This window comes from Agrobacterium tumefaciens (assembly GCF_009649785.1).
Lineage (GTDB): Bacteria > Pseudomonadota > Alphaproteobacteria > Rhizobiales > Rhizobiaceae > Agrobacterium > Agrobacterium tumefaciens.
Genome location: NZ_WJOK01000001.1, coordinates 300,503 through 324,624 on the forward strand (window position 1 = coordinate 300,503; position 24,122 = coordinate 324,624).

The window sequence follows — 24,122 nt, forward strand, 5'->3', positions numbered from 1 at the left end:
ATCACGCAACGTCGAGTGAATGACGATCGATACGCTCCTGAAGTGCGACCACAACCGCATGCAGGAATTCTCTGCATCGAGGGTCGACGGTCTTCGCCAGTGTCATTTCCAGCCGGCTGCGGATCTTGTCCATGAACCCAACATGATCGAAGCTGTCGGCGGCGATATTTACCTCGACTTCTTCCATATAGTGCAACAGGTGCGGTTCCAGTGCGAGATTTGGGTCCATCCGGTATCGGGTGGCCATCTGCTCTGCAAGCGTTCCCATCTGTACGTATGGGCCATATTCGTTGATCATTCTGTCTCCTTCATCGGGTGTGAGCATCTTAGATAGGTGCTGTTTGTGGATGCACGATATGTGTTTGCGATCAAACGCGCAAAAGACCGGAGCTAATTGGTAAAACGAACGTGACCAATCGATGCTTCGCCGTTCGAACATGCCGGTGTGCACGCTGAGCGAAACGGGACAGCTATTATGTTTGTCTAGGACTAGAGCCGCATGGCCAGCAGTGAAGCGGGTCACGACATTCCGCTCTTTTTTATATTATTGTTTTAAACTGAATTTACAGGAAAATGGTGTCCACGAGAGGATTCGAACCTCCGACCCCAGGATTCATACCACTTCGGCTTTAGCCGCCGCCCATCTCCATTGGATAGGACGTTCGTGGTCTGGACTGTCCCTTCACCATGAGCCTTTCGGCTTTTAGGTGCTGCCCATCCAGTCTCTACACCTTCACCGGATTTCTCCAGAGCTTGGCTCGGGATTGGCATGCTGGAAGACCAGCGAAGCTTTCCCCGACTTTGAGCAGATCGATTGCGTCGTTTCCGGGCGCAACCCCCAATTTGTCTTAGGAATCCTGTGCTCTATCCTGCTGAGCTACGTGGACACTGAATTGCTCTTTAACCTGCCGTAGCCGGCGGATCAACCGCGTTCTTTATCGCGGTTGACCTGTTCCTCTGCTTTCTTTGCGTCCCGGTAGTCAGTTCGTCAGGCGTTGCTCGGCAAGTTTCACCCAATAGGAAATGCCGTAGGCGATGGCGTCGTCGTTGAAATCGTATCCAGGGTTGTGAAGGCCGGCCGAATCGCCGTTGCCGATGAAGATGAAGGCACCCGGCCTTTCCTTCAACATGAAGGAAAAATCCTCGCCCGCCATGGAAGGGTCGACATCGGGGTCGACGTTGTTTTCACCAGCCACATCGCGGGCGACGTGGATGGCGTGGTCGGTCTCGTCCGCATGGTTGAAGGTCACCGGGCAATAACGTTCATAGACGACCTCGGCTTCCGCTCCATTGGCAAGCGCTATGCCTTCCGCCATCTGCTTGATGCGATCCTGCGCGAGATCGCGCACCGTCTCGTCCAGACTACGCACCGTGCCGGCAATCAGCGCGTCGTTGGGAATGATGTTGTGGCTGGAGCCGGCGTGAAAGCGGGTGACGGACACGACCACGGATCGGATCGGATCGGCATTGCGCGAGGCGATCATCTGCAGATTGCCGACGATCTGTGCGCCGATCGTGATCGGGTCGATCGTGCGGTGCGGCTGGGCCGCATGGCCGCCACGACCTTTGACAGTGATCGAGAACTTGTCCGGTGCCGCCATGATACCGCCCTTGCGGATGGCGAACGAGCCGAGCGGAATACCCGGCATATTGTGCATGCCGTAGACCTCATCGATGCCGAACCGCTCCATCAGGCCGTCCTCGACCATGGCGAGCGCACCCGCACCGCCTTCTTCGGCGGGCTGGAAGATGACCGCGATGGACCCGGCGAAATTGCGGGTTTCCGCGAGATATTTGGCGGCGCCAAGCAGCATGGCGGTGTGGCCGTCGTGGCCGCAGGCATGCATGGCGCCTGCGGTTTTGGAAGCCCAGGGTTTGCCGGTTTCCTCAAGGATGGGAAGAGCATCCATATCCGCCCGAAAGCCGATGGTGCGATTGCCTGGAATATTGCCTCTGATGATGCCGACCACGCCCGTGCGGCCAAGACCGGTCACGATTTCGTCAACGCCGAAAGATTTCAGCTTGTCCGCAACGAAAGCTGCGGTGTTGTCGACATCATACAAAATCTCGGGATTTTCATGCAGGTGACGCCGCCATTCGCTGACTTCCTGCTGAAGTTCGGCGGCTCTGTTCAAAATCGGCATTCGTTCATTCCTGGGTTCATCGGTGCGGCATGGCGTAAAAGCCTATCCTCCGCGGTGGATAGTGCGCCGCATAATTGACGTAATCAATGTACTTTGCCATTGCTAGGACATATATGGTGAATATTGCCATTCCCTGACTGAAGACGGGAATTCGAGGATAAGCCTTGCCACAGAATCTTAAATCGCCAAACGCCGCCCGACGGCTCTCCGCAGCCATTGCCGTCATGACCGCCGGCCTTGTTGCCGCTGCACCCGTGGCGAATGCCAATCCAAAAATGGTGGTCGATGTCAAAACCGGCAAGGTGATTTCCCACCAGGAAGCGTTCCGCAAGTGGTATCCGGCCTCGCTGACCAAGCTGATGACCGCCTATATCGCCTTTTCGCAGATGAAGGCCGGCAAGCTCAGCCCGCAGACGGAAGTGGTGATGAGCAAGAAGGCCGCCGACCAGCCGGCCTCGAAAATGTATTTCAAGCCCGGCCAGAAGCTGACGATGGACAGCGCGCTGAAGCTGCTGCTCATCAAATCCGCCAATGATATCGCTGTGGCGATTGCCGAAACCATCGGCGGCACCAGCGATAATTTCGTGGCGCAGATGAATGCGCAGGCGCAGCGGCTGGGCATGAGCTCCACCCGTTACATCAACGCCAACGGCCTGCCCGGCAAGGGCCAATATACGACGGCGCGTGACCTTGCGCTTCTGGCGTTGATCATCAAGCGGGAATTCCCGGAATATGCCCATTATTTCTCGCTGGAAGGTGTCACCACCGGCAAGAAGGACTACGCCAACTTCAATATGCTCGTTGGCCGCTTTGATGGCGCAGATGGCATGAAGACCGGCTTCATCTGCGCATCCGGTTTCAACCAGGTGTCCTCCGCCGTGCGCAACGGCCGTTCGGTCATAACTGTGGTGCTGGGGGCAGATAGCCTTGCCGGGCGAACCGACCAGTCCGCTGATCTGCTGCAGATGGGACTGACGGCGCCCTCGGGCCAAGGCGTTTCACTCGCCTCGCTGGCACCCTATGGCGATACCGCCGAGGTAAACGACGTCAGTGCCGAAATCTGCAATCCGAAGGCGGCCAAGGTGCGCAGCGAAAGCCGCGACGAGACCGGCCGCATGGTCATCCATTCGCCCTACGTTACGGAAATGACCCGTCCGCCGGAATATTCTTTCGCGGGTCTCATTCCCGGCAGTGAGACGGTGGCGGTCAACACCGCCAAGGGTGCGAGCGCCAAGGGACAAGTGGCCAACGTGCCGATTCCGATCCCGCGTCCGACATTCTGATTTCGCCTAACCGCACTCTTTATGGATGAGGGCGCGCGCGAAGCCTGAACGCTGCGCGGAATCTGTATTCGCAGCTTCGGTTTGTTATGATATTACAGTGTCGCTCGTGGCCTTCAGGCCCCGGGCGATTTTTTGTGATTATTGCGCGGTTCCGGATCTAATATCGGCCAACGATCTGCCGGAGCGGCCATCAAAATACAGGCAAGACATGTCTCGCGATCGCATACCGGTTTCAATCATCACCGGATTTCTCGGCGCCGGAAAATCGACGCTGCTCAACCGGCTTCTCAAAGACCCCGATATGAGCGACGCCGCGATCATCATCAATGAATTCGGCGATGTCAGCATCGACCATATGCTGGTTGAAAGTGCAGGCGAGGGCATCATCGAACTGGCGGAAGGCTGCCTTTGCTGCACCGTTCGCGGCGAGCTGGTGGATACTCTAGCGGAACTGATGGACGGCATCCAGACCGGCAAGCTGAAGCCGGTGAAGCGTGTCGTGATCGAAACCACTGGTCTTGCTGATCCCGCTCCCGTCATGCAGTCTGTCATGGGCAACCCGGTGATTGCGCAGAATTTCGTTCTGAACGGCATCATTACGGTTGTGGATGCCGTGAACGGCCTGTCCACACTCGATAATCACGAGGAAGCGGTGAAGCAGGCGGCGGTGGCCGATCGGCTGGTGATGACGAAGCGCGCGCTTGCCGATGCTTCCACAATTTCCACGCTGTCGGCCCGCCTTCAGGCGCTAAACCCGCGCGCGACGATCGAGGATGGTGACCGGGCCGACTGGAGTGCTGCCGCACTGCTGGATAACGGTCTTTACGATCCCGGCAGCAAAAATGCCGATGTCGGCCGCTGGCTGGGGGAAGAGGCGGAACACGATCACCACGACCACGACCACGATCATGACCACCACCATCATGGCGACCACGATGGCCACCATCACCACCACGATGTGAACCGGCACGACGCGTCGATCCGTTCCTTCTCGATCATTCACGACCAGCCGATAGCCCCGATGGCAATCGACATGTTCGTGGACTTGCTGCGTTCGGCGCATGGGGAAAAGTTGTTGCGGATGAAGGCCGTCGTCAAGCTGTCGGACAATCCGGACCGACCCCTTGTGCTGCACGGGGTACAGAACATTTTCCACACACCCGAGCGCCTCGCGGCATGGCCGGACCCGTCTGACCAGCGCACGCGCATGGTGCTGATTACCAAGGATTTGCCGGAGGCGTTCGTGCAGGACCTGTTTGCTGCTTTCACCGGCACGCCGGGCATCGACCGTCCGGACAGGCAGGCGATGACGGACAATCCGCTGGCGGTTTCGGGGTTGAGGTTTTAGGTCGCAAAACGGTGGTTGAAACCCGCGGGCGGGGCACCCCTTTACCTTGTCGAGTATCTCACCCTCAAGGGGGAGATCGAGTGGAGTATTCTCGGCAGCGAGGGTAATTACGCTCCCTTCACGATCCTGAATCGGTGTCCTTTGGTCAACGTCGTAGTTTCAACCAGGCTATGCCCATCCTGGTTGCACATATGGGCAATATCGATAACCGCCAGCGGGTCGGTCGTCTCTACAACAAGAACATCGCCCGCCTGCAGGCCAGCGAGTTTTTTACGGCTTCTTAAAACCGGAAGGGGGCATTTAAGCCCCCTCAAGTCGAAAACTATGTCAGCCGTGTCGGTCATTCCTTGGCCCAGAACTTCCAGAACGGCTTCTTTTCCGGTGCTTCCGCTGGCGGTGCTGCGGAAAAAGCGAGCGGGTTCATGGCCGGTACAGGGACCTGGGCGGCAGTTCCGTTCTGACCAGGCCCCGAAGCCGCAGGCGTAGCAGCGGCAACCATTGTCGGGGCCGCCGGGGCAGGGTTCGATTGCGGAGCTGCGGGCTGGGTTGCCGAAGGATGCGGGGTCCGCAGAGAAGACGCGGTTGCGGTGGTCGCCGGCGAAGACGAGGTCACCTGCTGCGCCTTCTTCTCCATCAGCGCGGCATATTCCGTTTCCTTCATCAGCTTGCCGGCCTTCAGCGCCGAGCCGGTCGGAGCATAAGCGGGTTCGCGGCCCTTGCGCTTTTCGGCAACCAGCGCTTTGCGCTCCGCCTCGCTCGGGTCGTACCAGGCCATGCCGTCATATTTCTTCATCGCCTTTTCATAGGCGAGATCATAGGTCTTTTCGTAGCTCGAAAGCGCGCTCACCAGTGCCGGCGGCGTGCTCATGGCCGGGCATTGCGCAGATGCGTTGAACGTGCCGCCTTCGGTCTGCTGGTTGAAGACATATTTCTTCTCGCAGACATTCACTTCCGGCGGGCGTTTCGTGACTTCGAAATTGTCGTAACCGACCTTCAGCATCTTCCAGAAATCGAGATGCTCGCTCTGGCGGTGGCGGGCCATGTTTTCCGCGGTCATGCGGAAGGGAAAGGCCTGCAGCTGAACGGTCTTCTGGCCACCCTTGAAGGCGTCGCGGGCGAAACCGTAGATTTCAAGGATCTGCGCGTCCGTCATCGAATAGCAGCCGGATGACGAGCAGGCGCCATGGATCATCAGGTTGGTGCCGTTGCGGCCGTTGGCGGCATCGTAGCGGTTCGGAAAGCCGGTGTTGATGGCAAGGTAATATTTAGAGTTGGGATTGAGGTGCGCGGGCGTCAGGTTGTAGAAACCTTCCGGCGCCTGCCGGTCGCCCTCTTTCACCTTGGGGCCGAGTTTGCCGGACCAGGCGCAAATCTGGTATTCGGCAATCTTGTCGAAGCGGTTGTCGCGCTTGGCCTTCCAGATTTCCAACGCGCCTTCTTCCTTGAAGATGCGGATCATGATCGGCGAGGTGCGATCCATGTTCTTCTTGTCGATCTCGGCAAGAATGGACGGAGAAAGCGGGTAATCAACCTTGTTTTTAACGTGGGAGACGTCGCGTTCGACGGTTTCGAGCGTATCGTTGCAGCCGCTGAGAATGAGCGCGGTGCAGGCAAGAAGTGCAAAATGTGTCAAACGCATGATCTGATCCGAAAGACGATGGCACGGGCGACGGAGTTCTACACCGTCCCGCGTGTATTTTAAATACGGTATTAACCGTTTACATCTTCTTAACTCAAATCGGACCCGCCCCTGCGGCCGCCGATACATCTGTTGATGTGACCGGACTATGGCCGAGTTGGGGCGAGATTCAAGGAAAATAAGGCTGGAGCTAGATTGTTTTGGCTTCTTTTTGATCCACCAAAAAATCTAACTGCCTCTTTTTGCGCATTTCCGCACGTAAACCGCTGCGCACTTTTACTGGAAACGCTCTAAAGGTTTCTGCCGATATCCAGGAATTTCTGGCGGCGTTCGGCGCGCAGCTGCGTGCCCGAGCGCTGCGAAAGATCGGCGAGCGCCTTGGCGATAACGTCGCCGGTGGCACCAATCACGGCCGCCGGATCACGATGCGCGCCGCCCATCGGCTCGGGAATGATGCCGTCGATGACGCCAAGCGACTTCAGATCTTCCGAGGTGATTTTCATGTTGGTCGCGGCTTCCTTGGCACGGGTCGAATCGCGCCAGAGAATGGAAGCGGCACCTTCCGGCGAAATCACCGAATAGATCGCATGTTCGAGCATGTAGACGCGGTTGCCCGTGGCGATCGCGATTGCGCCGCCCGAGCCGCCTTCGCCGATGACGACGGAGACGATCGGCACCTTGACGTTGAGGCACATTTCCGTCGAGCGGGCGATGGCTTCTGCCTGACCGCGCTCTTCTGCGCCGACACCGGGATAGGCACCAGCGGTATCGATAAGGGTCACGACCGGCAGCGAGAAGCGGTCAGCCAGTTCCAGCACGCGGATCGCCTTGCGGTAACCTTCCGGACGCGGGCTGCCGAAATTGTGCTTCAGGCGGCTTTTGGTGTCATTGCCCTTTTCCTGGCCGATAATGGCGACGGGCTGGCCATTAAAGCGGGCAAGGCCCGCCTGGATGGCAGCGTCTTCGGAAAATTTGCGGTCGCCTGCAAGTGGCGTGAAATCCGTGAACAGCGCCTTGGCGTAATCGACGAAATGCGGGCGCTGCGGATGGCGCGCGACCTGCGTTTTCTGCCACGCGTTCAGCTTGGAATAGATATCCTGCATCGCGTCATTGACGCGTGATTCCAGGCGATTGATCTCCTCCGAGGTGTCTATGCTCTCGTCTTCATCGGCAAGCTTCTTCAGCTCGATGATCTTGCCTTCAAGGTCCGAGATAGGTTTTTCGAAGTCGAGATAATTGTGCATGAGATCCGTTTCCGATCGTTTTGCGCAAGGTTTGAGCCGGATTATCCGGCGGTTCCGGTCGCTCTAATCAAGGTTTTTGCCCTGTTTGGCAAGGGGGTGATGTGTTTGTACCAGCTCTTGCAGGCGTTCTTCCAGCACATGTGTATAGATTTGTGTCGTGGAAATGTCGGAATGGCCGAGCAGTTCCTGCACGGCGCGCAGGTCGGCGCCGTTCTGCAGAAGGTGGCTGGCAAAGGCGTGGCGCAGGACATGCGGTGACACCGCCGAGGGATTGAGGCCCGCGCGAATGGCAATGTCCTTCAGGTCGCGGGCGAAAACCTGTCGCGGCAGATGCCCTTCCTTGCTGTTTGAAGGAAACAGCCACGGACTTTCCGGACTGTCAGCCTTTTTGGGGGACGCGGGCGTCCTGCTTTTCTCAGGTACGAGCGACTTCCTGGCCGCGTCGTATTTTTCCATCGCCTCGATGGCCGCGCGAGACAGCAACACCATGCGGTCCTTGTTGCCCTTGCCGCGGATCATCAGGAAGCGTCCCTCCTGGCGCAAAACCTTGACCGGCAGCGAAACGAGTTCGCTGACGCGCATGCCGGTCGCGTAGAGAAGTTCGAGCAGGAGATGCATGCGGATGCGGGCAAGCTGGCCGGGGCCGGTTAAGGCGGCCTCTTCAGCAGCGATGCCAAGAAGTTTTGTCACGTCCGCGACGCTCATCGTCTTGGGCAAGGTGAGGCCCTTCTTGGGTGCATCGATGGTACCGGTCGGGTCGTCGCCGCGAAGTCCTTCAGAATAGAGGAACCGGTAGAATTGCCGCATGGAAGACAGGCGTCTTGCCTGCGACGTGGCTGCAAAGCCCTGAGTGGAAAGATGGGTCAGATAGGCCGACAGGTCTGCCGTGGCGGCTTCCATCAAGGACTGGCCTCGGCCACCGAGAAATTCACGCAGATCGGAAAGGTCGCGTTCGTAAGAAGAGAGCGTATTGGCGGCGGCACCCCGTTCGGCGCTCATCATTTCCAGAAAACTTTCGAGCCGCGCGCCGTCCCGCCCGCTCATCTCTTTGCTACTCATGGGGTGCGCCTTGCCGGCTCCGCCGACGGCGGGTTCAGCCGCTCGGAAGGAATGCGCACCGTCACCTCGCGATCATTGGGCTTGACGAACATGACCAGCAGCACCATGCCGCCATAGATCAGCCCCGCGATGGTTGCCAGTATCATCGTGAAGCGGAAGAGGGTTGGCATGGCGGCTCCGTGAGGGTGGCTGTCTGAAGGTATATGCGGTGCAGCGAAAGCGGCGACAAGATCAAAAAGCGGTAGTCCGCCGCTGCCGCATGCGGCGATGAATGTGATTCAACGCAATTCAGTCAGCAATTTGGCTTGACGCTTCGTAAACATTTGCAGATATCCATGCCAAACGGGCTTTCAATTTTATGAATGAAAAGAATTTATCTGTCCCGGTCACACTCGGGGAGCAAGCGCGGGCCAAGCTCGCCGGGCGCAACGTCGTCTTTGTCGGACTGATGGGGGCTGGAAAGTCCGCGATCGGTCGCATGGTCGCCCAGCAGCTCAAGGTCTCCTTCATCGACACGGATGTCGAAATCGAGCGTGTTTCCCGCATGACGATAGCCGAACTTTTCGCCACCTATGGCGAGGAGGAGTTCCGGGCGCTGGAAACGCGGGTCGTCAAGCGGCTGCTGCGCGGTGGCCCCAAGGTCATTTCTACCGGCGGCGGCGCTTTCATCAACGACAATACCCGCCGGCACATCACGCGCGGCAGTGTGTCGCTGTGGCTGAAGGCCGATATCGAGGTTTTGTGGGAAAGGGTCAACAAGCGTGATCATCGCCCGCTTCTCAAGACCGAAAACCCCAAGGCCACGCTGGCGGCTCTGATGGAGAAACGTTATCCGATCTATGCGGAAGCGGATCTGACCATCGAATCCCGCGATGTCCGCAAGGAGATCATCGTGACCGAAGTGCTGGCCGCCATCGCCGGCCTTGAACAGAAAGACTGAGCATCATGACGCCTTCCGAAATCCACACCGACGAACGTCTTGTCCATGTGCCGCTCGGTGAGCGCGCTTACGACATTCTGATCGGACCGGGCCTGATCGGCAGGGCGGGCGGCGAGATTTCGTCGCGGCTGAAGGGCAGGCGTGCCGCTATCATCACTGACGAGCATGTTGCACCGCTTTACCTCGAAGGCCTGATGGACGGCCTGCAGACGGATGGCATCGAGGCCGTTTCGCTGACCTTGCCTGCGGGCGAGAAGACCAAGAGCTTCGAACATCTGGTCACTGTTTGCGATGCCGTTCTCTCCGCACGGGTGGAGCGCAACGATGCGGTGATTGCGCTTGGCGGCGGTGTTATCGGCGATCTCGCCGGTTTTGCGGCGGGCATCGTGCGTCGCGGCGTGCGTTTCGTGCAGATACCGACCTCGCTTCTGTCGCAGGTGGATTCCTCCGTCGGCGGCAAGACGGGCATCAATACCCGCCAAGGCAAGAACCTTGTCGGCGTTTTCCATCAGCCCGATCTGGTGCTGGCCGATACGGCGGTGCTCGATACGCTGAGCGAGCGCGAATTCCGCGCCGGTTACGCCGAGGTGGTGAAATATGGCTTGATCGACAAGCCGGACTTCTTCTTCTGGCTGGAAAAGAACTGGGATGAAATCCGCACCGGCGGTCCCGCCCGCATCCAGGCGATTGCCACAAGCTGCCAGGCGAAGGCCGATGTGGTGGTGGCCGACGAGAAGGAAAACGGCGTACGCGCCCTTCTGAACCTCGGCCACACATTCGGCCACGCGCTGGAGGCAGCAACGAATTATGACAGCAAGCGGCTGGTGCACGGCGAAGGTGTCGCCATCGGCATGGTGCTGGCGCACCAGTTTTCCGCCCGCCTCAACCTTGCAAGCCCTGATGATGCCGCGCGCGTCGAAGCGCACCTCAAGGCGGTTGGTCTGCCAGTGTCAATGAAGGATATTCCAGGTGAACTGCCGCCGGTCGAGATGCTGATGGCGGCAATTGCGCAGGACAAGAAGGTCAAGGGCGGCAAGCTCACCTTCATCCTCACCCACGGCATCGGCCAGTCCTTCGTGGCCGACGATGTCGCGACGTCCGAGGTGCAGTCTTTCCTGTCGGAAAAGCATCCCGGCTGAGGCTTAAGGCGCGCGTTACCTAGAACCGCGTCGGCTCCCCCGGCGCCGCCGCCTCGATGGCGAGGGCATGCAGCCCGGCGTCGAGTTCCTGTTTCAAAAGTGCATTGATCGCCCGGTGGCGGTCAATGCGTGACTTGCCTGCGAAGCTTTCAGACACTATCTGAACACGCATATGCGTCTCGCCGGTGCCGGTTATGTCCGGCTGATGGCCGGCATGCATCTGGCTTTCATCGATCACCACCAGGCGTTCCGGCGAAAAGCTTTGCCGAAGCTTTGTTTCTATGCGTTCTCGCAGGGACATGCGATGGGCTCCAATCCTGTTGGCTGGTCTTTAAAAGGGGCTACCTAAAAGCCTGCAACATTCCGCTTTGTCAATTCTTGTTGTGCGCCTTTTCGCACCCCATAATCAGGGCATCATGAAACTGGATTCGAAATATTTCGACCGCATCCGTACACGCAGAAAAAGGGACAGGGAACCTGAGGTTCAGGCCCCGACCTGCCAGTGGGACGGATGCGACAAGCCGGGCGCTCACCGTGCACCTGTCGGCCGCAATGCCGAGGGGCAATTCTTCCTGTTCTGTTTCGAGCATGTGAAGGAATACAATAAGGGCTATAATTATTTCTCCGGGCTGTCTGACACCGAGATCGCCCGTTACCAGAAGGAAGCGATCACCGGCCATCGTCCCACCTGGACGGTTGGCGTGAACAAGACTGCGCGCGACAGCCCGCTGCACTCCACGCTGCGTTCCGGCGCGGCGGGCGCGGCCAATGCCCGCATCCGCGATCCTTTTGGCTTCACGAATGGTTATGCAAACGGGGCAAAGGCCGGCGGCCAGCGCCTGCAGCAGGACCGCAAGTTGAAGACGCTGGAGGCGAAAGCCTTCGATACGCTCGGCCTTTCTGCGGGTGCAAAGCAGGAAGAGATAAAAAGGCGCTATAAGGAGCTTGTCAAAAAGCACCATCCTGATGCTAATGGTGGCGATCGCGGCTCTGAAGAACGTTTTCGGGCTGTTGTTCAAGCATATCAATTGTTAAAGCAGTCAGGTTTCTGCTAAGCCAACGTTCGTGTTTACCGCCTGATTGATGATGTGGCCGGGTGGCCGCCGCCCGCCTTGGAGACGTGATGAGCAAAATCGACCTTGATATTTCCAACCTGCCCGACACGACGGTGTCCGTGCGGGAGGTTTTCGGCATTGATACGGATCTGCGGGTTCCCGCCTATTCGCAGGGCGACGCCTATGTGCCCGACCTTGATCCCGACTATCTTTTCGACCGCGATACGACGCTCGCTATTCTTGCCGGTTTTGCTCACAACCGACGCGTCATGGTTTCCGGCTTTCACGGCACGGGCAAGTCCACCCATATTGAGCAGGTAGCTGCCCGCCTGAACTGGCCCTGCGTGCGCGTCAATCTTGACAGCCACGTCAGCCGTATCGACCTCGTCGGCAAGGACGCCATCGTCCTCAAAGACGGCAAGCAGGTCACCGAATTCAAGGACGGCATTTTGCCCTGGGCCTACCAGCACAATGTCGCGCTTGTCTTCGACGAATACGATGCCGGTCGCCCGGACGTGATGTTCGTCATCCAGCGCGTGCTGGAATCCTCGGGCCGCCTGACGCTGCTCGACCAGAGCCGCGTTATCCGTCCTCACCCCGCCTTCCGCATTTTTGCGACCGCCAACACGGTCGGCCTCGGCGACACGACGGGCCTTTACCACGGCACGCAGCAGATCAACCAGGCGCAGATGGACCGCTGGTCCATCGTCACCACGCTGAACTACCTGCCGCATGAGCAGGAAGTGAACATCATTGCCGCAAAGGTAAAGAGCCTCAACAATCCGAAGGGTCGCGAAACCGTCTCCAAGATGGTGCGTGTGGCCGATCTTACCCGTTCGGCCTTCGTCAATGGCGACCTTTCCACGGTCATGAGCCCGCGTACCGTCATTACCTGGGCGGAAAATGCGGAAATCTTTGGCGATCTCGCCTTTGCGTTCCGCGTGACCTTCCTCAACAAGTGCGACGAACTGGAGCGCACGCTGGTTGCCGAACAATATCAGCGGGCTTTCGGCGTCGAGCTGAAGGAAAGTGCTGCGAACATCGTTCTCAGCGCCTGATCTTCCCCGGCTTGTCCGGAGAACATCACCGATGACTTGAAGACGCCGGCGGGCCGCGCATCCTTGGATGGGCGGCTCCGAAGCGTCGACAACTGACAGGAAAGACAATGGCAGCGCGCGGCGACAATTCCAGAGCAAAACCGGGTACGGCGGTCGATACCGAACCGTTGCGTCAGGCGATTGCCGGATGTGTGCGATCGGTTGCCGGCGATGCAGAGGTTGAGGTCGTTTTCGCCAATGAGCGGCCTGGCCTTGCCGGAGAGCGCATGCGCCTGCCGGAAATTTCCAAGAAACCCACCGCGCAGGAAATCGCCGTCACCCGTGGCCTTGGCGATTCCATGGCGCTTCGCCTTGCCTGCCATGACGCTGACACCCATGCGGTGATGTCGCCGCAGGGTGCCGAGGCGCGGTTGATCTTTGACGCTGTTGAGCAGGCGCGGGTGGAATCCATCGGTGCACTGCGCATGCCGGGCATGGCCTCCAACATTCAGGCCATGAACACGGAAAAATATGCCAAGGCGAATTTTTCGGGCATCAACACGAAGGACGATGCACCGCTTGCCGAAGCCGTCGCCCTTTTGGTGCGCGAGAAGCTGACCGGCGAAAAGCCACCGGCCAGTGCCGGCAAGGTTCTCGACCTGTGGCGCGACTTCATCGAGGACAAGGCCGCCGGCGACCTGAGCGACCTTTCCAAGGTGATTGGCGACCAGAAGGCTTTTTCGCGGCTGGTGCGCAAGATGCTGACCTCCATGCAGATGGCGGAGGAATTCGGCGACGACGATAACGAGCCGGAAAGCCAGGAGGCAGAATCCGACGAGGAGCAGCCGCGCACTAACGAGACCGAAGAAGAACAGGTCGAGGAAGAAGCCGGTTCCGATGCGACGCCCGCTGATGAAAGCGAGGCCTCGCAGGAGGAGATGGAAGAAGGCGAGATGGACGGCGCCGAGATGTCGGACGAGGAAATGTCCGACGATCTCGATGAGGATTCCGAGACGCCCGGCGAGACCCGCCGCCCCAACAGCCCCTTCGACGATTTCAACGAGAAGGTCGACTACCGCATATTCACCCAGGAATTCGACGAGGAAATCCACGCCGAGGAACTGTGCGACGAGGCGGAGCTTGACCGCCTGCGCGCGTTTCTCGACAAACAGCTCGCCCATCTTCAGGGCGCCGTCGGACGTCTGGCGAACCGGCTGCAACGCCGCCTGATGGCGCAGCAGAACCGTTCGTGGGATTTCGATCTGGAAGAGGGCTATCTCGATCCGGCTCGCCTCGTGCGGCTTATCATCGATCCCATGCAGCCGCTCTCCTTCAAGAAGGAGCGCGACACCAAGTTCCGCGACACGGTGGTTTCGCTCGTCATCGACAATTCGGGTTCGATGCGTGGCCGCCCGATCACGGTTGCGGCCACCTGCGCCGATATTCTTGCGCGTACGCTGGAACGGTCGGGTGTGAAGGTGGAGATTCTCGGCTTCACCACCAAGGCGTGGAAGGGCGGTCAGTCGCGCGAGCAATGGCTGGCCAGCGGCAAACCCGGCTCGCCGGGTCGGCTCAATGATTTGCGCCATATCATCTACAAGTCGGCGGATGCACCCTGGCGGCGTGCACGGCGCAATCTTGGCCTAATGATGCGTGAAGGCCTGCTGAAGGAAAACATTGACGGCGAAGCGCTGATGTGGGCGCATAACCGCCTCATCGGCCGCCCCGAGCAGCGCAAGATCATGATGATGATTTCGGACGGTGCGCCGGTGGACGATTCGACGCTGTCGGTCAATGCGGGTAACTATCTGGAGCGGCACCTGCGCGCCGTTATCGAACAGATCGAGACACGTTCGCCGGTGGAGCTTCTGGCGATCGGTATCGGCCATGATGTGACGCGTTATTACCGTCGCGCCGTGACGATCGTGGATGCGGACGAACTGGCTGGCGCGATGACCGAACAGCTTGCTGCTCTCTTCGAGGATACCAATACCGCCAGCTCGTCCCGCAAGGTTCGCCGTGCGGGATAAGCGGGGCCGGGCTTTTCTTTCCTGTAAATCGCTGGCGGTAGCTGCAGTTCTTGCGGTCGCAGCGCTCGTTCCGGTTCCCATCGGCGCGTCGACCATCGATGTTCCGGTCAGCGTCCGTCTGTTGTCAGGCTTCGAGGTCGGCACCAGCGCCAGGCGTTTCGGCAAGCTGGAATTTATCGGCGGCATGGTGATGAGCACGCCGGAAAAACTATTCGGTGCCATATCCTCCATCCGCTTTCGCCCAAACGGGCAGGAATTCGTTGCTGTGCTGGATACCGGCCACTGGCTCACGGGCAAGATCGCACGCGGCCCGTCGGGCGCGCTGTCCGGGTTGGCTGACGTGCGTATCACTGCCATGCTGGATGCCAGCGGCGGTGAACCCTCCCGCAAGATGGAAATGGATGCGGAAGGTCTGGCGCTGCGGGATGGCAAGGTATTCGTCAGCTACGAGCAGCGGCACAGGATCGACGCCTATCCCGATCCGGGGTTCGAGACCTCAAAGCCGCTCAGCCGCCTGCCTCATCTCATTCCCAACAGCGAACTGCGCCACAATGGCGGCATGGAGGCCCTTGCGGTCTCGCCGGCCGATTCGCCGCTTGCCGGTGCCCTTGTCGTGGTGGCTGAGAAAAGCATCGATGCCGACGGCAATCTTCTCGCCGCCATACTGGAAGGCCCGTTGAAGGGCACATTCGCGGTCACCCATCACCCCTCATTCGACGTGACGGACGGTGCTTTCCTGCCCAATGGCGACCTGCTGCTTCTGGAGCGCCGCTTCAATTTCGCTGAAGGGGTGGGGATGCGCATCCGCCGCATCAAGGCTGCCGATATCAGGCCGGGCGCGGTGGTGGATGGCGAAATCCTGCTGGAAGCGGGCATGGTCTACCAGATCGATAATATGGAAGGCATGGATGTGGTGAAGGGGCCTGATGGTTCCACACGCCTCATCATCGTGTCCGATGACAATCACTCATTTCTCCAGCGCAATCTGATGTTGGAATTCAAGCTGGTGGAGTGAAGGTTCACACCTGCTGCGCCGCCTTGTAGGCAGCCATCAGATCCTCGACGGGAATGCCGTCGATCTTCATCCCTGTCATTCGGTATCCTGTTATCTGCGCGCCGGACAGGTTGGCGTTGCTCAGTTTCAGACCGGAAAGATTAACGTCGTCGATCGACCAGCCGGACATGTTGCTGTCGGTAAATGACGCGCCGGAAAAGTTGATCTGGTTGAAGCTGGTTCCGGCGAGATTGACGTCGTTGAACACCGTACCCGACAGATTGACGTCGTTGAAGCTGGAGCCTGAAAGCGTGGCGCTGGCGGCCTCCACAATATCGATAACGTCATTGATCTGCATATCTGCCTGCCTCTGATCTGTGCCACGGACCGCAGACTGCAACGCAGTCGGCTGGTTTGCAAGCGCGATTCGATCCACGCTCTCACCCCAGCCTTAAACCTTGGATGACAATGGTGTCAGCCCGATTTGGCGACCTTTGGCATCGGCTTCAGCGTGTTCATCAGTGCGCCGTAGGGCAGTAGCATCACGAGGCCGACGAGGATCTTCACCGAGAGGTCGCCGAGCGCCCAGGAAATCCAGCGCGGTGCCTCCAGAGCGAAGATGCCGAGCACGGGGGCATTTTCAATGGCGAAGGCATCGTTGGGACCGACGAAGGAGAAACTCGCAGCAAAGGCGATGGAGAAGAACAGCGCGGTATCCAGCACCGAACCCAGCATCGAGCCGGCAAGAGGTGCGTGCCACCAGCGCTGGCGGCGCAGGCGGTTGAATACGGAAATATCGAGCAGCTGGCCAATCAGATAGGCGGTGCCGGAGGCAACGGCGATACGCGGGATCGAGGTCCAGAAGGACAGTGTGACACCAACAATAAAACCGGCAAGTACGACGCGGCGCGCGACTGACGGGCCGAACTGGCGGTTTGTAAGGTCTGTGACGAGGAAGGCGACCGGATAGGTAAAGGCACCCCAGGTCAAAAGATCGCCGAGATTGACGCCGAACAGCGATCCGGAAAGCGGGTATTGCACCAGAATATTGGACGCGACGACCACCAGTGTCATCAGCAGAACGTAAATGAGCGTGTAGCGCAGGTAGGGCATTTTTTTATCCTGGGTGATGCCACCAGTTGGAGCCGAATTAGAACAAGCAAAAGGCTTGAGCGGCAAAAGCCATTCAAGCCTTCTGAATATCAGTGATGTCGAAACCGCTAATTAAGCAGCTTCGGCCGTCTTCTTGGCGATCTGGCGGCGCAGGAGACGAGCGCGCATGCTCAGTTCGTTTTCGCCGGACTTCAGAAGGAAGGCATCGAGGCCGCCACGATGTTCAACGGAGCGCAGAGCTGCTGCGGAAACACGCAGGCGGAAACGCTGGCCGAGAGCATCGGAGATCAACGTAACCTGGCAGAGGTTCGGAAGGAACCGGCGCTTGGTCTTGTTGTTGGCGTGGCTGACGTTGTTGCCCGTCTGGACGCCCTTGCCGGTCAATTCGCATACACGGGACATGGGTACACCTATTTCGTTTGTCTGTTTCACCACTGGCTCGCCACCGGCAAAACCGTGGTGGCAATCCAACTGGCCATGATTGGAAAGTTGCGGTTCTATAGTCAGACGGGACTTAACAGTCAAGCCGCTCGCGAGCAAATGAAAGGAAATTCCGGCGTTTTCAACCGGCATCCGCTTTTTTATTGCCACAAGTCGGCGTATATGATCGCCCCATAAGGCCGCTTCCGCGCCTCTTTTAAGGTGATATCCAAATGATTGCCAGAGGAAAAAGCATTTTCATGGCTGTGACAATGGCGTTTGCAGGCGTATCTCCCTCGCTCGCCGCCGAAGCCCGCCATACAAGCGAATACAGCATCAATCTCGGTATTCTACCAATTGCCAAGGCGAGTTTTTCGACTCGCATGAACGGCCCGAACTATTCGATTTCCGGTTCCTTCAGCTCAGCAGGGCTTGCAAGCGTTCTGGCGGATATTTCCGGCAAGACGACGATTTCGGGTGCCAAACGCGGCCATCGGCTGCAGGCGAATACATATTCGCTTGTTTACAAGGACGGCAAGCGGGTGCGGACCTATGATGTGGTCTATCGTAACGGCAACGTCACATCGACGACGGTGAAACCGGAGCCGAAGGCGCGGCCGGACAATTGGGTGAATGTGAAGGACGGCGACCTGCGCTCCGTCCTCGATCCAATCTCTGGCCTCATCATTCCCGCCGGCGGCCGCATCTGCCCGTCGCGCCTGCCGATCTATGACGGCGAATCGCGGCTGGATCTGGTGTTGAGCCCCAGCGGCACCAAGCCCTTCAAGACGAATGGCTTCAGCGGCGATGCCGTGGTCTGCAAGGCGCGTTACGTGCCGAAGTCGGGTTATCGCCAGGGCCGCAAGGATATCGAATACCTGAAATCCATTTCCATGGAGATATGGTTCGCCAAATCCGACAATATGGATGTCTATGCCCCGGTCTACGCCGTCATTCCGACGCGGGTAGGCCAAGTCTACATCACCGCCACCAAATATGGCGGTTGATGTAGTTACGGGGTATCGCCCGGCGACCATCCGGGTTCGGCCATCACGAAGCTTGAAAAGGCGAAACCCGGCGAGACGGTGCAGCCGACGAGGGTGAAGTCGCCGAGGCTTTCTGCCGATTGCCAGCAATTGGCAGGTACGATCACCTGCGGGCGCTCGCCTTCCAGAATGTCGGGGCCGAGGGTAAAGGTCTGTACCTCCCTGCCATCTTCGGAAAGATGCAGGGTGATCGGAGCGCCGGCATAATAGTGCCAGACCTCCACCGCATCGGTGACGCGATGCCAGTGAGAGAGCGTCCCCTTTTCCAGAAGATAATAGATCGCCGTTGAATGGCCGCGCTCACCACCTGCCTTGTCGCGAAATGTCTGGTGGTAAAAGCCGCCCTCGGGGTGCGGCTCCAGTTCCAGTTCGCGAATGATCGCTGCCGAAGACAGATCGGCGCCCATCAGAAATTGTCCTTGCGTGTGCGGATTTCGGCAAAGACTTCGGCATCGGTTGCCCCTTCAAGGCCAAGATGACTGCGGATGCCGGCATCGGCCACCCGCATATAAGGGTTGGTCTGTTTTTCCAGCCCGATGGTGGTGGGAATGGTGAATTCATTCGCCTGCCGCGCCTTTTCGACGCTTTCGGCGCGCTCGATTAGAGCCGCGTTATCAGGATCGACGGTGAGCGCGAAACGGGCATTCGAAAGTGTATATTCGTGGCCGAAATAGACTTTCGTGTCATCCGGCAGCGCCATTAACTTCTGGAAAGAGTGCCACATATCTGTTGCCGTACGTTCGAACAGGCGACCGCAACCCATGGCGAAAAGCGTATCGGCGGCAAACAGCAGGCCGTCATCGGGAAGGTAGTAGCAGATATGCCCCGCCGTATGACCGGGTGTGGCAATGACCTGAACGCGCCGTCCGGCAAATTCGAACTCGTCGCCATCGGCCTGGGACCGGTCGAGACCGGGGATCGCAATCGCCTCATCATGTGGGCCATGTATTTCGCACTGGAATTTGTCCTTCAGCGCCAGATTGGCTTCCACATGGTCCTGATGGTGGTGAGTGGTAAAGATATGCGTGAGCTTCCAGCCATGCCCATGAAGAGCCTGCAGGATGGGGCCTTCCTCCGGCGCATCGATCGCGGCGGTCGCCCCGCTTTCTGGATCGTGCAGCAGAACGCCAAAATTATCACTGCGGCAAAGAAAGACGTCTATTTCCAAAGGTTTCATCGTGGTCCTCTCCATTTGCCGGCCTTAGCCGGCGCATTTGTCCGCCTGAATTTCAATGTAGGCGCAGACGCCTTGAAGTCCAACCGCCTGATGCTACATTCTCGCCCATGAACACCGATATCGTCGATCTGCGCGAATTCTATCATTCCCCGCTTGGCCGCTCGGCCGAGCAGGCGATCACCATGGCGCTTTCATCGCTCTGGCCGCCTTTGCCGGAGGAAAGGCTGGTCGGCCTCGGTTACGCCGTGCCGTTTCTGGAGCGGTTCCGTCATGACACGGAGCGCACCTTTGCCTTCATGCCGGCGGGGCAGGGAGCGGTGAACTGGCCGGCAGGCGAGCTTTCCTCCACGGCGCTGGTGTTTGACGAGGAACTGCCGCTACCCGATTCGTCGATAGACCGGGTGTTGATGGTGCATGCTCTGGAATTTGCCGAAAATCCGCGCGAAACCCTGAAAGAACTCTGGCGGGTGCTGGCGCCCGGCGGGCGTCTGGTGATCGTGGTGCCGAACAGGCGTGGGGTCTGGGCACGCATGGAACACACACCTTTCGGCTCGGGCCGGCCCTATTCGCGCGGGCAGTTGACGGCGCTTCTGCGCGAGACCAATTTTACGCCGGGGGCAAGCGCCGAAGCGCTTTTCTTTCCGCCCACCACCAGCCGCCCGGTACTGAAATTCCGCCGATACCTTGAGCTTACCGGCCGCAGGCTCTGGCCGCTGTTTTCCGGCGTTATCGTGGTTGAGGCACAGAAACGTCTCTATCAGGGATTGCCCGTTACCCAGCGCGCCTCACGCCGGGTTTTCGTGCCGGTCCTTGCGCCTCAGGGTGTGCCCACCACCCGCACCGCCGCAAAGCACGGAAAGCCGCGCTGACCCTCGACAAAGGGGCCATTCCGGTCTAATGCCTCCGGCATTGCTTTTGCCGGGCTCCCCGGCGCATTTCCGAAGGTCGATCAAATGAGTGCAGAGCTTAGCCAACCTCTTCCGCGTCCGGGTATTCTGGATATCGCCGCTTATGTTCCCGGCAAGGAACATGTGGATGGCGTCGCGAAGGTTTATAAGCTCTCCTCCAACGAAACGCCGCTCGGGCCAAGCCCGAAGGCGATCGAGGCATTCGCCGCCACCGCCAGCCATCTGGAAATCTATCCCGACGGACAGGCGATTGCGCTGCGTCAGGCGATTGCAGACGTGCATGGCCTCAACATAGCGAATATCATGTGCGGTAACGGCTCGGATGAGCTTCTTGGCCTGCTCTGCCACGTCTATCTGGGTACGGGCGATGAGGCGATCATCACCGAACACGGTTTCCTCGTCTACAAGATCCAGATCATGGGTGCGGGCGCAACGCCGGTGACGGTGAAGGAAAAGGATTGCGCCGTCGATGTGGACGCCATTCTTGCCGCCGTCACGCCAAGGACGAAGATGGTTTTCATCGCCAATCCCGGCAATCCCACCGGCACCTATGTTCCGGTCGCGGAAATCCGCCGCCTTCAGGCTGGTCTGCCGAAACATGTCGTGCTCGTGCTTGATGCGGCTTATGCCGAATATGTACGCAAGAACGACTACGAGGCCGGTCTCGAGCTGGTGTCTGGGAACCGCAACGTGGTGATGACGCGCACCTTCTCCAAGGTTTACGGTCTGGCCGCACTGCGCGTCGGCTGGATGTATGGTCCGGCCGCCATCATCGATGCGCTGAACCGGGTGCGTGGTCCGTTCAACATGAGCGCGCCGGCGATCGCAGCGGGTGCCGCGGCCATCCGCGATCAGGCATTCCTGGAAAAGGCGATCTCTCACAACACGCTCTGGCTGGAGAAACTCACGACGGTCTTCACCGGTCTCGGCCTCAAGGTCACGCCATCAGTCACCAACTTTGTCCTGATCCATTTCCCGGACCAGGATGGCAAGCGTGCACCAGATGCGGACGAGTTCCTGAGCCGCCGCGGTTATATCCTGCGTGCCGTGCGCGGTTACGGTTTCCCCAATGCCTTGCGTATGACGGTTGGTTCGGAAGAAGCCAATCTTGGCGTCATCGCCGCGCTCACCGAGTTCATGGGGCAGGCGTAATGGGCGAGATCATGTTTGAGCGCATCGCGCTTGTTGGCATCGGCCTGATCGGCTCGTCCATTGCGCGCGACATCAAGGAACTGGGTCTTGCCCGGCATGTCACGATTTCCACCCGCAGCGCGGAAACGCTGAAGCGGGCAGAGGAACTGGCGCTTGGAAGCGAGTATACGACATCCGCCGCGCAGGCGGTCAGGGATGCTGATCTTGTGATCGTTTCAGTGCCGGTCGGTTCATCCGGGGCGGTTGCCGAGCAGATCGCGCCGCATCTGAAGCCCGGCGCCATCGTCACCGATGTCGGCTCTACCAAGGCCTCTGTCATCGCGCAGATGGCGCCGCATATGCCTGACAATGTGCATTTCATTCCTGGACATCCGCTGGCGGGTACGGAAAAATCTGGCCCGGATGCCGGTTTTTCCGGTCTTTTCCGCGAGCGCTGGTGCATCTTCACGCCGCTGCCGGGCACGGATGCGGAGGCGCTGGAAAGGCTCAAGGATTTCTGGCGGGCGCTCGGCTCGCGTGTGGATGAAATGGATGCCGAACACCACGACAAGGTTCTGGCGATCGTCTCGCATCTGCCGCACATCATCGCCTACAACATCGTCGGCACGGCGGACGATCTGGAGACGGTAACCGAGTCGGAAGTCATCAAATATTCCGCTTCCGGCTTCCGAGATTTCACGCGTCTCGCCGCCTCGGACCCCACCATGTGGCGCGATGTCTGCCTGCACAACAAGGATGCCATCCTCGAAATGCTGGCACGGTTCTCGGAAGACCTTGCTTCGCTGCAAAGGGCGATCCGCTGGGGGGAGGGCGACAAGTTGTTCGAACTGTTTTCCCGCACACGCTCCATCCGCCGCTCCATCATCGAGGCCGGTCAGGACGTCGATACGCCTGACTTTGGGCGTCACGCGCTGGATCAGAAGAAGTAGGGCGCTGAAGTGATATTGATATCGGCGGCGACGGATGACGATATCGAATGGCTGCTGCGGGAAGACAAATGGATCGATGAGGATTGGTTGCGGCGTTGCGTCGGACGCCGCGAATATCTCGTCGCGAAAGAAGATACGATTCTAGTCGGTTTTCTGCGGTTCTCGATGTTCTGGGGTAAGATCCCCTACATGGACATGATCCGCGTCGTTCCCGAGTTTCGGGGACATGGCGTCGGCGCAACGCTTACAGTTTTTTGGGAAACTCTGATGCGTGAGCAGGGTGCCTCACTGGTGATGACGTCCAGCCAGCAGGACGAGCGGGAACCGCAGATGTGGCATCGTCGCAATGGATACAAAGAAGCCGGCATCCTGCATCTTTCAAAAATTCAGGATGCCGCTGAGGTGTTTTTTACAAAAGCTCTCTGTTAAATCGGCGGGATCTTCCCCAGCGGAATGAAACCGCTGACGGTGGCGCGGCCGCGATCCACCACGAGGTCGACGGACGCCCTGTCGCCGCCGCCGGCGAGTGCGCGGAGCATTTTGCGGGCGGTATCGATGGTGGATTGCAGCTGCGGAAACGCCTGCTTGGCATTGTCCGACCAGGCGTCGAGCTTTTCGATCTCCAGCTTGAACTGGCCGGAGAGATAGCCCTCATTATCGAAGGAGAAAGGGCCGCTGATACGCATGGTGCGGCCTTCGCCGATATCAGCGACCAGCCGGCGAAGCTCGCCGCTCGCACCGTAAAGCCCGGCCGTATCGCTGCCGTCTACTATACCCGCCTTGCCGGCAAGGGTGACATCGGCGATGGCGTTGAGGCGCGGCAGAAGTTGCGGCCAATCCTTGATGACGGTTGACGAGTCGGTCAACGTTATCGCGCCGTCTAGATCGGCGCCGTTCTGGCGCAGATGCATTTCCGTCTTGGCGGCATCGAAATCGATCGTCTGGCCGGTAACGGTGGAAACCGCCTGAGCCTTCAGGCCGTCGATGACAAGCGAGGTACGGTCGATACCCCTAAGCTTGGTGACGATGCTCGACTGCATGTTCTGCCAGAGGGCTGAAACCGTCAGGCCGTGCGCGGTACGGATTTCAGCCGGTGCATCCAGTTCCCAGACAATGTGGCCGGGATTGTAGACTTGCGCTGCGGAACGCAATTCTCCGAACGAGGCTGAAACGCCATTCTGCTTGTCGTCCACCGTTACCTTGGAGCAGAAAAGGCCGATGCGGAACGGATAACCCTTGAACGCAATGTCGCCGCATTCGCCGCTGACGTTTCTGGCCTGCGAAGGCGAGATGACGTTCAGAACTGTCTGCTTCAGCTTGTCGGCGGCATAAAACCACCCGGCCGTGTAAAGTCCGATAACCAGCACGACGGCGATACCAAGCCAGAGGAATTTTTTGACCGTGCCGGATTGGCTTGACGATGCCATATTGATCTCCGATGAACAGACTTCAGATAAATTCGATT

The 24,122-nt window shown here is 58.9% G+C and carries 27 protein-coding genes; 13 read left to right on the top strand and 14 right to left on the bottom strand.

Translation table 11 applies throughout. The annotated features are described in order from the left end of the window. Position 1: 1 nt before the first annotated feature. The gene (locus GH784_RS01420; RefSeq protein WP_013761805.1) at positions 2-298 is read right to left on the bottom strand and encodes a hypothetical protein; all 297 of its coding nucleotides are present in this window, start codon (positions 296-298) and stop codon (positions 2-4) included. 682 nt (positions 299-980) lie between these two features. After that, positions 981-2,144, bottom strand: coding sequence for a M20 aminoacylase family protein (locus GH784_RS01425; protein WP_035199638.1), 1,164 nt, complete (start codon positions 2,142-2,144; stop codon positions 981-983). 224 nt (positions 2,145-2,368) lie between these two features. Between GH784_RS01425 and GH784_RS01430 the strand changes: the two genes are divergently transcribed. Then, the gene (locus tag GH784_RS01430) at positions 2,369-3,427 is read left to right on the top strand and encodes a D-alanyl-D-alanine carboxypeptidase family protein (protein ID WP_046205618.1); all 1,059 of its coding nucleotides are present in this window, start codon (positions 2,369-2,371) and stop codon (positions 3,425-3,427) included. A 208-nt stretch (positions 3,428-3,635) separates the two neighbouring features. Further along, a complete protein-coding gene (locus GH784_RS01435; protein WP_065704424.1) occupies positions 3,636-4,775 on the top strand; it encodes a CobW family GTP-binding protein in 1,140 nt (379 codons plus the stop codon). A 107-nt stretch (positions 4,776-4,882) separates the two neighbouring features. On the opposite strand, the gene GH784_RS01440 is transcribed toward GH784_RS01435, so the two are convergent. The 5 genes from GH784_RS01440 to GH784_RS01460 all read right to left on the bottom strand — a co-directional run bounded on the left by GH784_RS01440 (position 4,883) and on the right by GH784_RS01460 (position 8,887). Beyond that, positions 4,883-5,119 carry a sulfurtransferase TusA family protein gene (locus GH784_RS01440; protein WP_003511363.1) on the bottom strand — a complete coding sequence of 79 codons (237 nt, stop codon included), beginning with the start codon at positions 5,117-5,119 and terminating at the stop codon, positions 4,883-4,885. Continuing rightward, the gene (locus GH784_RS01445) at positions 5,116-6,414 is read right to left on the bottom strand and encodes a L,D-transpeptidase family protein (protein WP_025595405.1); all 1,299 of its coding nucleotides are present in this window, start codon (positions 6,412-6,414) and stop codon (positions 5,116-5,118) included. Before GH784_RS01445 ends, GH784_RS01440 begins: the two co-directional genes overlap by 4 nt. A gap of 290 nt (positions 6,415-6,704) precedes the next feature. Beyond that, the gene (locus tag GH784_RS01450) at positions 6,705-7,658 is read right to left on the bottom strand and encodes an acetyl-CoA carboxylase carboxyltransferase subunit alpha (RefSeq protein ID WP_003511360.1); all 954 of its coding nucleotides are present in this window, start codon (positions 7,656-7,658) and stop codon (positions 6,705-6,707) included. A 63-nt stretch (positions 7,659-7,721) separates the two neighbouring features. Then, positions 7,722-8,702, bottom strand: a complete 981-nt coding sequence (gene xerD, locus GH784_RS01455) for a site-specific tyrosine recombinase XerD (RefSeq protein WP_003511359.1) — start codon at positions 8,700-8,702, stop codon at positions 7,722-7,724. Positions 8,703-8,713: 11 nt separating this feature from the next. Beyond that, a complete protein-coding gene (locus tag GH784_RS01460; RefSeq protein ID WP_003511358.1) occupies positions 8,714-8,887 on the bottom strand; it encodes a hypothetical protein in 174 nt (57 codons plus the stop codon). Positions 8,888-9,075: 188 nt separating this feature from the next. Between GH784_RS01460 and GH784_RS01470 the strand changes: the two genes are divergently transcribed. Then, positions 9,076-9,657 carry a shikimate kinase gene (locus GH784_RS01470; protein ID WP_003511357.1) on the top strand — a complete coding sequence of 194 codons (582 nt, stop codon included), beginning with the start codon at positions 9,076-9,078 and terminating at the stop codon, positions 9,655-9,657. A gap of 5 nt (positions 9,658-9,662) precedes the next feature. Beyond that, positions 9,663-10,796, top strand: coding sequence for a 3-dehydroquinate synthase (gene aroB, locus GH784_RS01475; protein WP_003511355.1), 1,134 nt, complete (start codon positions 9,663-9,665; stop codon positions 10,794-10,796). 19 nt (positions 10,797-10,815) lie between these two features. On the opposite strand, the gene GH784_RS01480 is transcribed toward aroB, so the two are convergent. Then, positions 10,816-11,097, bottom strand: coding sequence for a BolA family protein (locus tag GH784_RS01480; RefSeq protein WP_065704422.1), 282 nt, complete (start codon positions 11,095-11,097; stop codon positions 10,816-10,818). 115 nt (positions 11,098-11,212) lie between these two features. On the opposite strand from GH784_RS01480, the gene GH784_RS01485 reads away from it, so the two are divergent. The 4 genes from GH784_RS01485 to GH784_RS01500 all read left to right on the top strand — a co-directional run bounded on the left by GH784_RS01485 (position 11,213) and on the right by GH784_RS01500 (position 15,933). Then, on the top strand, positions 11,213-11,851 hold the full coding sequence (locus GH784_RS01485) for a J domain-containing protein (protein ID WP_065704544.1): 639 nt from the start codon (positions 11,213-11,215) through the stop codon (positions 11,849-11,851). A gap of 68 nt (positions 11,852-11,919) precedes the next feature. After that, positions 11,920-12,909 carry a cobaltochelatase subunit CobS gene (cobS, locus tag GH784_RS01490; RefSeq protein ID WP_003511352.1) on the top strand — a complete coding sequence of 330 codons (990 nt, stop codon included), beginning with the start codon at positions 11,920-11,922 and terminating at the stop codon, positions 12,907-12,909. 107 nt (positions 12,910-13,016) lie between these two features. Further along, positions 13,017-14,918, top strand: coding sequence for a cobaltochelatase subunit CobT (gene cobT / locus GH784_RS01495; protein ID WP_013761798.1), 1,902 nt, complete (start codon positions 13,017-13,019; stop codon positions 14,916-14,918). Then, positions 14,908-15,933: an esterase-like activity of phytase family protein gene (locus GH784_RS01500; protein ID WP_065704420.1), complete on the top strand. Its 1,026-nt coding sequence runs from the start codon at positions 14,908-14,910 to the stop codon at positions 15,931-15,933. The genes cobT and GH784_RS01500 overlap by 11 nt, the downstream gene beginning before the upstream one ends. 4 nt (positions 15,934-15,937) lie before the next feature. Here the strand turns inward: GH784_RS01500 and GH784_RS01505 are convergent, their stop codons facing one another. The 3 genes from GH784_RS01505 to rpmB form a co-directional block, all read right to left on the bottom strand. Next, on the bottom strand, positions 15,938-16,270 hold the full coding sequence (locus GH784_RS01505; RefSeq protein ID WP_065704542.1) for a pentapeptide repeat-containing protein: 333 nt from the start codon (positions 16,268-16,270) through the stop codon (positions 15,938-15,940). Between the two features lie 116 nt (positions 16,271-16,386). Next, positions 16,387-17,025, bottom strand: coding sequence for a queuosine precursor transporter (locus tag GH784_RS01510; protein ID WP_003511348.1), 639 nt, complete (start codon positions 17,023-17,025; stop codon positions 16,387-16,389). Positions 17,026-17,136: 111 nt separating this feature from the next. After that, complete coding sequence (gene rpmB, locus GH784_RS01515; RefSeq protein WP_003509888.1) at positions 17,137-17,427, bottom strand: 50S ribosomal protein L28; 291 nt, start codon at positions 17,425-17,427, stop codon at positions 17,137-17,139. Between the two features lie 251 nt (positions 17,428-17,678). Here rpmB and GH784_RS01520 point away from each other — a divergent pair, with 251 nt between their 5' ends. After that, positions 17,679-18,452, top strand: coding sequence for a DUF3108 domain-containing protein (locus GH784_RS01520; RefSeq protein ID WP_013761795.1), 774 nt, complete (start codon positions 17,679-17,681; stop codon positions 18,450-18,452). A gap of 5 nt (positions 18,453-18,457) precedes the next feature. Here the strand turns inward: GH784_RS01520 and GH784_RS01525 are convergent, their stop codons facing one another. Beyond that, positions 18,458-18,898, bottom strand: a complete 441-nt coding sequence (locus GH784_RS01525) for a cupin domain-containing protein (RefSeq protein ID WP_065662475.1) — start codon at positions 18,896-18,898, stop codon at positions 18,458-18,460. Further along, a complete protein-coding gene (gene gloB, locus GH784_RS01530; protein WP_003511345.1) occupies positions 18,898-19,668 on the bottom strand; it encodes a hydroxyacylglutathione hydrolase in 771 nt (256 codons plus the stop codon). The genes GH784_RS01525 and gloB overlap by 1 nt, the downstream gene beginning before the upstream one ends. A 107-nt stretch (positions 19,669-19,775) precedes the next feature. Here gloB and GH784_RS01535 point away from each other — a divergent pair, with 107 nt between their 5' ends. From GH784_RS01535 to GH784_RS01550, 4 genes are all read left to right on the top strand, one after another. Then, on the top strand, positions 19,776-20,537 hold the full coding sequence (locus tag GH784_RS01535; protein ID WP_003511344.1) for a class I SAM-dependent methyltransferase: 762 nt from the start codon (positions 19,776-19,778) through the stop codon (positions 20,535-20,537). A gap of 84 nt (positions 20,538-20,621) precedes the next feature. Beyond that, positions 20,622-21,728: a histidinol-phosphate transaminase gene (hisC, locus tag GH784_RS01540; RefSeq protein WP_003511343.1), complete on the top strand. Its 1,107-nt coding sequence runs from the start codon at positions 20,622-20,624 to the stop codon at positions 21,726-21,728. Then, positions 21,728-22,657, top strand: coding sequence for a prephenate/arogenate dehydrogenase family protein (locus GH784_RS01545; protein WP_003511341.1), 930 nt, complete (start codon positions 21,728-21,730; stop codon positions 22,655-22,657). The genes hisC and GH784_RS01545 overlap by 1 nt, the downstream gene beginning before the upstream one ends. A 9-nt stretch (positions 22,658-22,666) precedes the next feature. Beyond that, the gene (locus tag GH784_RS01550) at positions 22,667-23,086 is read left to right on the top strand and encodes a GNAT family N-acetyltransferase (RefSeq protein ID WP_013761790.1); all 420 of its coding nucleotides are present in this window, start codon (positions 22,667-22,669) and stop codon (positions 23,084-23,086) included. Here the strand turns inward: GH784_RS01550 and GH784_RS01555 are convergent. Further along, a complete protein-coding gene (locus GH784_RS01555) occupies positions 23,083-24,084 on the bottom strand; it encodes a DUF2125 domain-containing protein (protein ID WP_153793181.1) in 1,002 nt (333 codons plus the stop codon). The two genes, GH784_RS01550 and GH784_RS01555, sit on opposite strands and share 4 nt — an antisense overlap. Between the last annotated feature and the right edge of the window lie 38 nt (positions 24,085-24,122).

What these genes read in the sequence shown, in the direction of transcription:
- GH784_RS01420 (WP_013761805.1), bottom strand. Translation starts at nt 298, where the DNA reads ATGATCAACGAATATGGCCCATACGTACAGATGGGAACGCTTGCAGAG.
- GH784_RS01425 (WP_035199638.1), bottom strand. Translation starts at nt 2,144, where the DNA reads ATGCCGATTTTGAACAGAGCCGCCGAACTTCAGCAGGAAGTCAGCGAA.
- GH784_RS01430 (WP_046205618.1), top strand. Translation starts at nt 2,369, where the DNA reads ATGACCGCCGGCCTTGTTGCCGCTGCACCCGTGGCGAATGCCAATCCA.
- GH784_RS01435 (WP_065704424.1), top strand. Translation starts at nt 3,636, where the DNA reads ATGTCTCGCGATCGCATACCGGTTTCAATCATCACCGGATTTCTCGGC.
- GH784_RS01440 (WP_003511363.1), bottom strand. Translation starts at nt 5,119, where the DNA reads ATGACCGACACGGCTGACATAGTTTTCGACTTGAGGGGGCTTAAATGC.
- GH784_RS01445 (WP_025595405.1), bottom strand. Translation starts at nt 6,414, where the DNA reads ATGCGTTTGACACATTTTGCACTTCTTGCCTGCACCGCGCTCATTCTC.
- GH784_RS01450 (WP_003511360.1), bottom strand. Translation starts at nt 7,658, where the DNA reads ATGCACAATTATCTCGACTTCGAAAAACCTATCTCGGACCTTGAAGGC.
- xerD (WP_003511359.1), bottom strand. Translation starts at nt 8,702, where the DNA reads ATGAGCGGGCGGGACGGCGCGCGGCTCGAAAGTTTTCTGGAAATGATG.
- GH784_RS01460 (WP_003511358.1), bottom strand. Translation starts at nt 8,887, where the DNA reads ATGCCAACCCTCTTCCGCTTCACGATGATACTGGCAACCATCGCGGGG.
- GH784_RS01470 (WP_003511357.1), top strand. Translation starts at nt 9,076, where the DNA reads ATGAATGAAAAGAATTTATCTGTCCCGGTCACACTCGGGGAGCAAGCG.
- aroB (WP_003511355.1), top strand. Translation starts at nt 9,663, where the DNA reads ATGACGCCTTCCGAAATCCACACCGACGAACGTCTTGTCCATGTGCCG.
- GH784_RS01480 (WP_065704422.1), bottom strand. Translation starts at nt 11,097, where the DNA reads ATGTCCCTGCGAGAACGCATAGAAACAAAGCTTCGGCAAAGCTTTTCG.
- GH784_RS01485 (WP_065704544.1), top strand. Translation starts at nt 11,213, where the DNA reads ATGAAACTGGATTCGAAATATTTCGACCGCATCCGTACACGCAGAAAA.
- cobS (WP_003511352.1), top strand. Translation starts at nt 11,920, where the DNA reads ATGAGCAAAATCGACCTTGATATTTCCAACCTGCCCGACACGACGGTG.
- cobT (WP_013761798.1), top strand. Translation starts at nt 13,017, where the DNA reads ATGGCAGCGCGCGGCGACAATTCCAGAGCAAAACCGGGTACGGCGGTC.
- GH784_RS01505 (WP_065704542.1), bottom strand. Translation starts at nt 16,270, where the DNA reads ATGCAGATCAATGACGTTATCGATATTGTGGAGGCCGCCAGCGCCACG.
- GH784_RS01510 (WP_003511348.1), bottom strand. Translation starts at nt 17,025, where the DNA reads ATGCCCTACCTGCGCTACACGCTCATTTACGTTCTGCTGATGACACTG.
- rpmB (WP_003509888.1), bottom strand. Translation starts at nt 17,427, where the DNA reads ATGTCCCGTGTATGCGAATTGACCGGCAAGGGCGTCCAGACGGGCAAC.
- GH784_RS01520 (WP_013761795.1), top strand. Translation starts at nt 17,679, where the DNA reads ATGATTGCCAGAGGAAAAAGCATTTTCATGGCTGTGACAATGGCGTTT.
- GH784_RS01525 (WP_065662475.1), bottom strand. Translation starts at nt 18,898, where the DNA reads ATGGGCGCCGATCTGTCTTCGGCAGCGATCATTCGCGAACTGGAACTG.
- gloB (WP_003511345.1), bottom strand. Translation starts at nt 19,668, where the DNA reads ATGAAACCTTTGGAAATAGACGTCTTTCTTTGCCGCAGTGATAATTTT.
- GH784_RS01535 (WP_003511344.1), top strand. Translation starts at nt 19,776, where the DNA reads ATGAACACCGATATCGTCGATCTGCGCGAATTCTATCATTCCCCGCTT.
- hisC (WP_003511343.1), top strand. Translation starts at nt 20,622, where the DNA reads ATGAGTGCAGAGCTTAGCCAACCTCTTCCGCGTCCGGGTATTCTGGAT.
- GH784_RS01545 (WP_003511341.1), top strand. Translation starts at nt 21,728, where the DNA reads ATGGGCGAGATCATGTTTGAGCGCATCGCGCTTGTTGGCATCGGCCTG.
- GH784_RS01555 (WP_153793181.1), bottom strand. Translation starts at nt 24,084, where the DNA reads ATGGCATCGTCAAGCCAATCCGGCACGGTCAAAAAATTCCTCTGGCTT.